This is a genomic window from Streptomyces sp. NPDC040589 (assembly GCF_055594445.1).
Genome location: NZ_JBVIWP010000002.1, coordinates 447,032 through 457,274 on the forward strand (window position 1 = coordinate 447,032; position 10,243 = coordinate 457,274).

At 70.4% G+C, this 10,243-nt stretch carries 4 protein-coding genes and 2 pseudogenes; 2 read left to right on the forward strand and 4 right to left on the reverse strand.

Translation table 11 applies throughout. The features are described 5' to 3' along the window. Positions 1-12: 12 nt before the first annotated feature. The 4 genes and pseudogenes from ACZ58V_RS09070 to ACZ58V_RS09085 form a co-directional block, all read right to left on the reverse strand. Positions 13-3,690 carry a S8 family serine peptidase gene (locus tag ACZ58V_RS09070; protein WP_471289163.1) on the reverse strand — a complete coding sequence of 1,226 codons (3,678 nt, stop codon included), beginning with the start codon at positions 3,688-3,690 and terminating at the stop codon, positions 13-15. 422 nt (positions 3,691-4,112) lie between these two features. Beyond that, a pseudogene (locus ACZ58V_RS09075) lies at positions 4,113-4,271 on the reverse strand (FAD binding domain-containing protein); the annotation flags it as partial. Between the two features lie 12 nt (positions 4,272-4,283). Continuing rightward, positions 4,284-4,901: a (2Fe-2S)-binding protein gene (locus ACZ58V_RS09080; RefSeq protein ID WP_471289934.1), complete on the reverse strand. Its 618-nt coding sequence runs from the start codon at positions 4,899-4,901 to the stop codon at positions 4,284-4,286. Between the two features lie 157 nt (positions 4,902-5,058). After that, positions 5,059-6,957: a CASTOR/POLLUX-related putative ion channel gene (locus ACZ58V_RS09085; RefSeq protein WP_471289165.1), complete on the reverse strand. Its 1,899-nt coding sequence runs from the start codon at positions 6,955-6,957 to the stop codon at positions 5,059-5,061. Positions 6,958-7,248: 291 nt separating this feature from the next. Here ACZ58V_RS09085 and ACZ58V_RS09090 point away from each other — a divergent pair, with 291 nt between their 5' ends. Both ACZ58V_RS09090 and ACZ58V_RS09095 read left to right on the forward strand, forming a co-directional pair. After that, positions 7,249-9,243 carry a flavin monoamine oxidase family protein gene (locus ACZ58V_RS09090; RefSeq protein ID WP_471289167.1) on the forward strand — a complete coding sequence of 665 codons (1,995 nt, stop codon included), beginning with the start codon at positions 7,249-7,251 and terminating at the stop codon, positions 9,241-9,243. Positions 9,244-9,748: 505 nt separating this feature from the next. Beyond that, positions 9,749-10,171 (forward strand): annotated as a pseudogene (locus tag ACZ58V_RS09095) (HsdM family class I SAM-dependent methyltransferase); the annotation flags it as partial. Between the last annotated feature and the right edge of the window lie 72 nt (positions 10,172-10,243).

The following is a 10,243-nucleotide window of genomic DNA, read 5'->3' on the forward strand; positions in this document are numbered from 1 at the left end:
CCTTCGCGCCGTCTACTTCAGACCGAACGCCCGCAGTACGGTCTGGTCGACCGCGTTGCCGTTCCGGTCGGCGGCCCGCACGCGCAGCGACACGAACTCGGCGCCCTTCGGGTGCTTGAGTTCCAGCTCGCCGCGTTTCACCTTCACCTCCTTCCAGGACGTGCCGTCGTCGTAGGAGACCCATGCCTTCAGGTCAGCGGCCGTGACGCTGCCCGACTGACTGCGCACGGCGAGTCCGAGCGCCGACTTGTGCTTGCGGTCGGCGCGGTTGAGGAGGTCGAGCCCGTCCACGCCGTAGTCGACCGAGATCAGTGGCAGCGCCGTCCGCTGGTCCGTGTGCGCCGAGGTGAAGGACCATTCGGTGTGGGTGCCAGTGGAGTACGCGGCCCAGCCGGCCGTGCGCCGGGCGTCGAGCACGAGGCGGTACGAGGCTTTCGCCGCCGGGACGTCGAAGGTGCCGATTCCGCCGAGTGCGGTGTCGCCGACCAGCTGTCCGTCCTTGTACAGCGTGCCCTTCGCGGTGTCCTGGACGTTGTCCACCGACCCGTAGTGCTCCGGCGCCGAGTCGCTCAGCTCCGGGATCGCGAAGGTGAGTTTGTCGCCGGTGCGCTGGGAGAGGCCGTACTGCTGACTGGTCGCCGGGCGGACGACCTGGCGCAGCCAGTCCTCGGCGGGCAGCTTGCCCGCCTTGTCGAAGGTCCGCAGGGAGTTCCACTGAGGCTTGGATGCGTTCGTGTCGGGATAGACGGCGTGCCAGATCCGGCTGTCGGAGACGTTGTAGTACTCGGTGCGCTCCGTGCCGAGTACTACGTTGTTGGTGGTCGCGATGTCGGCGGCCTGCCAGGGACGGAACCGGTACACGGCGTCCTTGCCCACCTGGCCGGCCCGGCCCGCGTGGTAGCGAACCGTCTGCTTCACCGTGTTGGAGCTGTTCAGGTTGTATGTCTGGTTGGCCGAGACGGCGTCCGTCTGCGGGAACATCACGTTGTACACGTACGGGCTGACCGCGGTGCCCTTGAGCCTCAGGTTGACCTTCTTCCCGCTCTTGAGCAGGGCCCCGAGCTTCGCGCCGTCCTCGCCGGTGGCGGTCATCAGTGGGATGGTCGCGCTCTTCACCCAGGAGATCCAGTACCCGGGCGTGTCGTGGTAGGCGAGGACGTAACCGGCCCCGGCCGCGGTGGCGTTGGCCAGTGCCCCGTCCGCCGTGGCGCCGGCGCCCACCCGGACGACCGCCACCTTGCCCTTGACGTCGAGCCCGTCGAAGTCGGCCGCGGTGCCGCTGCCCGCGTCCACCGCCCGGACCGTGCGGTCACCGCTGATCTTCACCGGGAAGCCGCTGGACGTCTGCGCGTAGTCGAGGGGCAGCGCGTACTTCTCGGGGCTGGTGACGCTCGCCGTCAGCTCCTTCGCGTACAGACGGAACTTCGAGGAGAACTCGAACATGCCCTCGGTGACCTTCTTGGTGGGCGCCACGTAGATGTGGTCGGTCCACCAGCCCTGGCTGTAGGTCAGGCCCCAGGCGGTGCCCGGGCCCTCCCGGTGCCAGTTGGTGCTGAAGCCCTGGAACTCGGAGTCCTCCTTGGTCTTCGGCTTGATCTCGACCGCCGTGCGGGCGTCGAGGACGACCTCGGTGTTCTTGCCGACCTTGATCTCCGGATCGCCGACGACCGAGGTGGCGACCTCCAGTCCGGCCGCGTCCCGCTGCGAGATCCAGGACGCCATGCTGTACGTACCGGCCGGCACCTTGAACGTGTAGCCGCTGCCGAGGAACCCGTGCGTCTCCGGATACGCGCCGTTCAGCTCCTGAAGCATGAAGATCGAAGCCGAGGTGGACGGCTTGCCGTCGCGGCCCACCAGCGACACCTTCAGGTCGTAGGTCTTCGCCAGCTTCTCGAAGCCGATGGCGGTGGTGACCTGGACGCCGTCGGCGCTCGCGGTGATATGGCCCGTGTACCGGCCCGTCGCCTCCCCGGCCGGATCGACCGTGACGGCGACGGTGCCGGTGCCTTTCGGCGGCACGGTCACGGTGTCCGCGTTCAGCGCGGCCTCGGGGAGGGCGGAGGAGACCTTCAACTCCACCGCTTTGTCAGTGGTGTTGGTGTACGTGATGTCCTTGCTGTCCGCCTCGGTGTCGCTCTCCTCGTACCTGCCGAAGCTCAGGGCCGGCGTCGCGAAGACACCCTGGTTGACGGCCCGTACGGCGTCCACCCGGCCGTCGCCCTGCTCGTACACGGAGTTGACGGTGTTCGTCCTCGCGGTGGTCGCCAGCGCCTGCTTGATCTGCTGGCCCGTCCAGCCGGGGTGGGCCTGGGCGACCAGCGCGGCGGCGCCGGCGACATGCGGGGTCGCCATCGACGTACCGTTCGACGTCGTGTAGTACTCGTCGACCGGTGTGCCCATGGTGGTGCCGGCCGCGCGGGCCGCGGTGATGGCCGCGCCCGGTGCGGTGATCTCCGGCTTGACCCCGGAGTCGCCGAGGCGTGGGCCGCGGCTGGAGAACGAGGCCAGCTTGTCGGACTTGTCGACGGCGCCCACCGTCAGCGCCGAGTCGGCGATGCCCGGGGTGCCCACGGTCTGCTCGGACGGGCCGGAGTTGCCCGCCGCGATCACGAAGAGGGTGCCGGTGGACGCTGACAGTTCGTCGACCGTCTCACTCAGCACGTCCGAGGGACCCGAAGCCGTGCCGCCCAACGACATCGACACGATCTTCGCGCCGGAGCGCGCCGCCCACTCCATGCCCGCGATGATCCAGGAGTCCTGGCCGCGACCGGTGTTGTCCAGCACCTTGCCGACCAGCAGCTCCGAGCCCGGCGCCACACCCTTGCGCTTGCCCTCCGAGGCAGCGCCCGAGCCGACGATCGTGGACGCCACATGGGTACCGTGGCCGTGGCCGTCCCGCACCGCCTGGTCCGGCACGAAGCTCTTCGTCTCGCCGATCTTCCCGGCGAGATCCGGGTGACCGGCGTCCACGCCCGTGTCCAGGACGGCGACCTTGACGCCCTTGCCGTCGTAGCCCGACTTCCACACCTCGGGCGCGCCGATCTGCGGCACGCTGGCATCGAGGGATGCCTCCACCTTGCCGTCGAGCCAGATCTTGTCGATGCCCTCGCCGAGCCGCTTCGCGGCCTTCGCCGTGGGTTCGGTGCCGAGTGCGGGGGCGATGTCGGCCCAGAAAGCGGGCGACTTCTTCGCGCTCAGCGCGGCGCCGTCGATCGTGGGCAGCGCGAGCGTCCGGCGCGCGCCGTCGGGGGTCGCGCTGCCCTTCGTGTACGTCGCGATCACCGGGGTGGTGCCGGTCTTCGCGTCCGCGTACCCCTGCTGCACGAGCTGGGTGACGTTGAACAGGGCCGGGTCGAGACGGCCCGCGTTCACCAGCGGGATCGCGTCCGCCGGCAGGACACTGACCTCGCCGTCCTTCTCGCTCGACACAAAGGTGGCGGCCTCGCGCCCCTTGCCGCGCCGCACGTCGACGGCGTGCTTGCCGTCCGGGCCGACGCTGAGCGACACGGTGTCGCCGGTGATGAGGGTGACGGTCTGCGTCTTCGTGGCCGCTGTCTCGGCGCTGCTCCGCACGGGCGGGGCGTCCGGTGCGGTGACCCGCGGTCCGGAACCGGCCGTGGCGGGCGTGATCGCGCCCGTGAGTAGTCCTGCCGCTCCTGCCACTGCCCAGAGGGCGTGGAGTCTTCGCATGGGTGGCGTCCTCCCCTGAACGCTGACAACGCTTCCGGCTGGTGAGCGGAAGCCAGTGATCAGAGTGAGCGCTGCGCGGAAATCGGCTCAAGGGAATCCTGTGGCCGAGGAGTGCCAATGCCTTCTTCGGCCACGGGAATCGGCGGTTTCCGTAGGTCCCGTCGTCGAACTTCCGTGTTCGCCCGGAGGGCGAGCCCGGGCCGCGCCCCCGCACGGTCAGCCGCGCGGCTTCGGCTCAGCCGGAGCACAGGGTTTGACGGGCGTGCGGGCGACCCGCGGCAGGCCGGCGCCGGTGGAACCGGTCTGTCCGGAGTCAGAACGTGGAGTCGGAGGCGTCGGGGCTGTCTAGCCGAGATACGGCGGCTGATCGGCATCCTGCGCGACGCAGGCGGCGTAAGAAACAACGTCAGGGGCGCAAACGCGGGCAGGGCGCTGATGTCCACCGGTGTGCGAGGGCGTTCGACGGTCTCGCGCATCAGGTCGACCAGTGTGGTGCCGCCTGCGATGTAACGGCCGCCGGCGCGGCCCGCGTCGAAGGCTTGCCGCGTGCCGACGGCCCTGGTGCAGGAGAAGGGATGCATGGGATCCGTGCCTCACTTCCGGCCGGCGGCGGTCTGCTCGACCGCGCGCACGATCTTCACGTAACAGCCGCAGCGGCAGATGTTGCCGCTCATGAACTCCCGGATTTCACTGGGTGAGCCGGTGTGTCCCTCGTCGATGCAGCCGACGCCGGACATGATTTGGCCGGAGGTGCGGTAGCCGCACTGGAAGGCGTCCTGGTCGATGAACGCCTGCTGCAGAGGGTGCACTTGCTCTCCCTTGGCCAGGCCCTCGATGGTGGGGACCTCGGCGCCTTCCAGGCGGACCGCCGCCAGGGTCAGGCAGGAGTTCACCCGGCGGCCGTCGACCAGGACGGTGCAGGCGCCGCAGGCACCAGCGTTGCAGCCCTTCTTCGAGCCGGTCAGGTTCAGGCACTCGCGCAGCAGGTCCAGCAGCGAGGTCCGGTTGTCGACCGTGAGGGTGTGCCGCTTGCCGTTGACGGTCAGGGAGACGCGCCTGCCGGGTGGCGCCTCGGCGGCGTCCGCGGACTCGGCGCCGAACACGGACGGCCCCGCTACCAGACCGCCCGCAACGACAGCACCGCCGGTAACGGTGGGGTCAGATCCCTCTCGCTGTCGATCACAGGTTGGTTGTACGTCGGGTCGTCGCAGTCCGGGGTGACCCACCTCGGTCCGCCGCTGACGAGTGGCGCGCACTGCGCCCTCGCCGCGTGAACAGACCCGGCGCGTCCGTAGCGCGGGGCAGCACACACGCCCTCCGGCATTCCGGCGCCGGACAGCGCCCCCCGCGTCCTGCCGAAGCCTTCCGTCAGTCCTTGCCGACGACGACCACTTCGTCCTCGACCGTCCAGCGGCGCCGCTCGGCTTTGGGCGGGTTGATCCGCACGCCGTAGCCCGGACTCGTCGAAGAGTCGTCGTGACTTCGGTAGCCGATGGCGCATTCGCCGCGATGACGTGCCGCGGCCACGACTGTGGCGAAGGACGTCTCACACCCTGGCAGCACGTAGTCGGTGGCCGGCCGCAGGCGAACCCCGGTGCCGTCGGCGGAGAACAGTTCCTCGAACACCGCTGCCAAGTGCCGGTTCTGGGAGATCTGCGCCATGAGCAGGCCGATGAGCTTGCCACTGATGATCACGTCGGCTCCGGGGCTGATGGGGGCCAGCGCCCGGTTGCGGTCGTCGATCAGTTCGGTGACAACCGGCAGTTCGCGCCCGGTGGCTTCCTCCAGTTGACGCAGAAGCAGCAGGGTGACGAGCGTGCGGTTGTCGGGGGCGTCCTGCGGCTGCCCGGGAGCGGGGTCCTGGCCGAGCACGATCACGCTGTCGTAGGAGTGAACTTCCAGACGCCGCAGGGTCTCGGGACGGGTGATGTCCCCGTGGTGCAGTGTCAGAGTCAGGTCGGTGCCGCTCTGCGTGTCGGCCTCGCTCACCTGCCGGGCTGTCACTTCACGACCGTCCGCCACCACGTCGACGGCTGATCCGGGCCGGGCGCGGCGGCGCAACTGGTCGACTATGAGCGGCGCTCGGCGATTCCAGCCCAGCAGGAGAACCCGCTCAGGTCGCGCGGGCGTCGAAGGACCGGATGCCATCGCCGCCTTCTCGACCAACTCCGCGCAGTCGTCCAGCCAGGCCGTGTCGTCGTCACGGGAGATGACGATGAGCAGGTCGTCCGGAGCGATGGGCGTCTGCGGTGGCGGGTTGAGCAGGGGGGTGTCTCCTCGCACCATCCCGACGACGCTGGACGTCGGGTAGGACAGCAGCGCGTCGGCGAACGGGCGGCCGGCCAGGGCCGCCTCGCTGATCAGGTAGAACTCGTCGCCGGCGAAGTCGAGGAGTTCCTGGTGCACGAGGGAGAGCCCGGGGCGCCGCGCGGCCTGGACGATCAGCCGGGCGGTGACGGTGTCGCTCTCCAAGACGACGCCGCCCGGTCCGGCGGCGAGGCAGGCAGCCAGGCGGTAGCGGTCGTCCCGGACCGCGGCGACGATGGGCGGACGGGAACCCTCCCCGGCCAGGGCTGCCCTGAGCGCCAGCAGCGTCTTGACCACCTCGGCGTCGGCGTCCGGCTCGTCGTGGGGCAGGACCAGCACGACACCGGCCGTGGCCGGGCTGGTCAGGGTGAGCACGGCCGGGTCGGTGGTGGGGCCGCTGCGGCAGATCAGCCGCGTACGGCCGACGGGACCCACCTTCGTGCTCAGGGCCTCCTCCATGGCGGTCTTGTCCCGGTCGGCCAGCACGGCCACCGCCGCCCGCCGCTGGTTGGCGTTGGCGGCCACCAGCTCGCTCACCACTGTGAAGACCTGCTCCGACCACCCCAGGACCACCGCGTGCCCTTGTTCGAGCACGGTGGAACGGCCCCGTCGCAACTCGGTGAGCCGCTCCGTGAGCGCCGTCGTGATCAGGCCGACGAGCGTCGAGACGTACAGCAGAGCGACCAGTGCGAGCAGCACCGACATCGTCACTCGCAGCGGCGCCCCCGTCGCACCGCCCAGCCGCAGTGTCTCCCCGGTGAGGCGCCATACCTCCGTCAGCCGGTCCGCCAGGGGCACCGGCGCGTCGGGGTCGGTCCACACCAGCACCGCACTGGCCGGGACGACGATGGCCAGACACAACAGCGCCATCCAGCCGACGAGAGCGGGGGCACCGCGGGCCAGCGTGCTGTCGAACCAGTAACGGGCTCTGTCACCGAACGGAGTGCGCCGCTGCGCCACCCTTCCCCCTCCGCCGCCCCGCACTCTCATGGGGCCTGCGCAGCGCCGCGTACGCGCTGCGCCGTGCAGGCCCGCCGAGAGCACGGATGTGAATACGCATGTGGCAGTGTCGGGGATCGATCACGGCGGCAGACGGAGTTCGCTCGGCATTCATCCCTTCGGGTTTCCCGAGCCGTCCACGTCGGCGGACCTGCTGTGACGTCAGGGTTTATCGCCCCGTCTTCGCTCCTTCGAGTCAACGCCGGAGCGAAGGGCGGACGCCTGGTCACGGCCGCCAGTACAAAGGCCGCCATGACTGAAGATCACGCGGTGGTGCACTCAGACGGCGGCTTCTCCCGGCGGAGCTTCGCGGCGGTGGCCGGCACGGCCACGGTTGCGACGGCCCTGACCGGCGGTGTCTCCGCGGCCCGGCCCGCCACGGCCGCCCCCAGCGCCGGCCGTGGCACCGACTTCGACCGGTGCCTGGCCGTCGCTCGGGCGCTGCTCGTACTGGACTCCGACAACCGCCCCCTCGTCCCGCGCTACCAGCGCGTCCTCGAAAAGGGCCTGCCGGCTCAGCGGCGGACACGACCGAAGAACGTCCTGGTCATCGGTGCCGGTCCGGCCGGGCTGGTGGCTGCCTGGCTGTTGAAGAGGGCAGGTCACCGGGTGACGGTGCTGGAGGCCAACGGCAACCGCGCGGGCGGACGCGTCAAGACCTTCCGCAACGGCGGCCACGAACACGCCAAGCAGCCCTTCGCCGATCCCCGCCAGTACGCCGAGGCGGGCGCGATGCGCATCCCCGGCAGCCATCCCCTGGTGATGGAGCTGATCGACCAGTTCGGCCTGAAGAAGCGGCGTTTCCACTACGTCGACGTCGACAACGAGGGACGTCCCGCCAACCGCACCTGGATCCACGTCAACGGTATCCGCATGCGGCGCGCCGAATACGCCCGCGCGCCCCGGCGCGTGAACCGGTCCTTCGGCGTCCCCAAGGCCCACTGGGACACCCCCGCCGCCGCCATCCTGCGCTCCGTGCTGGACCCGGTGCGCGACGAGTTCAGTTACGTCAACCGCGACGGCAAGCGGGTCGACAAGCCGCTCCCGGAGCGGCTGCGGGGCTGGGCCCGCGTGGTGCAGCGGTTCGGTGACTGGTCGATGTTCCGCTTCCTGACCGAGCACGCCGGCCTCGACGAGCGGACCATCGATCTGATCGGCACCCTGGAGAACCTCACTTCACGCCTCCCTCTGGCCTTCATCCACAGCTTCATCGGCTCCTCCCTCATCAGCCCCGACACGCCCTTCTACGAGTTGGAGGGCGGCACGGCCGTACTGCCGGACGCCCTCCTCGAACGCGTGCGCAAGGACGTGCGGTTCGACCGCCGTGTCACGCGCATCGAGTACCACCACCCCGACCGCCCTTCGCCGGACGCCGAGCACGTCCGGGGCAAGGGCCCGCACGTATGGGTGGACACCGTGTCCGAGGGCCGCGACGGTCCCGTCGTACGCGAGCAGTTCACCGCGGACGTCGCCGTGGTCACGGTGCCGTTCTCCGGACTGCGTCACGTACAGATCGACCCGCCCATGTCGTACGGCAAGCGCCGCGCGGTCTGCGAACTGCACTACGACAGCGCGACCAAGGTGCTGCTGGAGTTCAGCCGCCGCTGGTGGGAGTTCGACGAGGCCGACTGGAAGCGCGAGCTGAACGCCGTCGACCCGGGCCTGTACGACGCCTACCGCACCGGCCGGGCCGCCGCGGACGGCAGCCTGCTCGGCACCCACCCCTCCGTGCCCGCCGGGCACATCACAGCGGGTCAGCGCACCCACTACGCCGCCAACCGCGCGATCGCGCGCGACCAGCCGGAGGCGGTCGACGTCGTGGGTGGCGGCTCGGTGTCGGACAACGCCAACCGGTTCATGTTCCACCCCTCCCATCCGGTTCCGGGCAGCGCAGGGGGTGTGGTCCTGGCCTCCTACAGCTGGGCGGACGACGCGCTGCGCTGGGACTCCCTGGACGACGAGGCACGGTACCCACACGCTCTGTGCGGCCTCCAGCAGGTCTACGGCCAGCGCATCGAGGTTTTCTACACCGGCGCGGGCCGCACGCAGAGCTGGCTGCGCGACCCTTATGCCTACGGGGAGGCGTCCGTGCTCCTGCCTGGGCAGCACACGGAGTTGCTGCCGGCCATCCCCCTGCGCGAAGGGCCGTTGCACTTCTCCGGGGACCACACGTCCGTCAAGCCGGCGTGGATCGAGGGAGCCGTGGAGTCCGCCGTGCGTGCCGCCTTGGAGATCCACACCGCGTGAGCCGCGCGGTCAGCTGACACACGACGCACACCCAGGCCCCGGCGCACCGGCGCCGGGGCCATCGGTTCCCGCGGGGCGACTTCATTGCCGTCCGCTTCCGGTATCCGCTGTCGGTGGCGATGTCGGTCGCCCCACCGTGATTGCCCCCCCACCAGCGTCTGCACACCCCAGCCGTCAACAAGAACTGCCACAGGATGACGAGCTGCCGCAGGACGACGAACTGCTGCCGGAGCAGGTGGAGGAACCGCCGCAGGAAGAACCGGACGGCGAGCTGTCGCAGGCGTCACCCGCGGCGTACCAGGACGAATCGCTGGACGCGGTGCCAGCGCCTCCTGGCGCTGAGGCCGCACCCGTACCGCTGCTCGTCGGCCACGCCCCGTACCCCTGCCCACTCCCCCGGCCGTACCCGGACGCCTGCCAGCCCAGATCGTCCCAGGCACGCCGCCAAGCCCGACGCACGAGCCAGGCACACAGCACAGCCATCGCCGGCACGGCAACGGCCACCGACATCGCCCTGTGCAACCCCCCTTTCAACGAACGCGACTGGGGCTACGAGGAGCTCGCCACCGACCAGCGCTGGACGCACGGCCTGCCCCCTCGTACCGAGCCCGAGCTGGCCTGGGTGCAGCACCTGCTCTCGCGCCTCAAGCCGGGCGGGGCCGCCGTGGTCGTCCTTCCGCCGGCCGTCGCGTCACGCAAGGCGGGCCGCCGTATCCGGGGCTCACTTCTGCGCACCGGAGCACTCCGCGCGGTCGTGTCCCTGCCCCCTGGCAGCGCACAACCGCACAGCGTGTCACTGCAGCTGTGGGTCCTCCGCGCGGCGCCGGAGGGGCCGGCGGCCGCTCCCCCGAGCCAGCACGCCCTCCTGGTGGACGCCACTCGATTCGCGAGGTCGGGAACACGCGAGCCGAGCCCCGACTGGGGCGCTGCTCACCGCAGCTGACAGCTCGGGCAAGGGGCTGGTGAGCGACATGAGTGATCGGCTTGCGGCCGGCGGGCT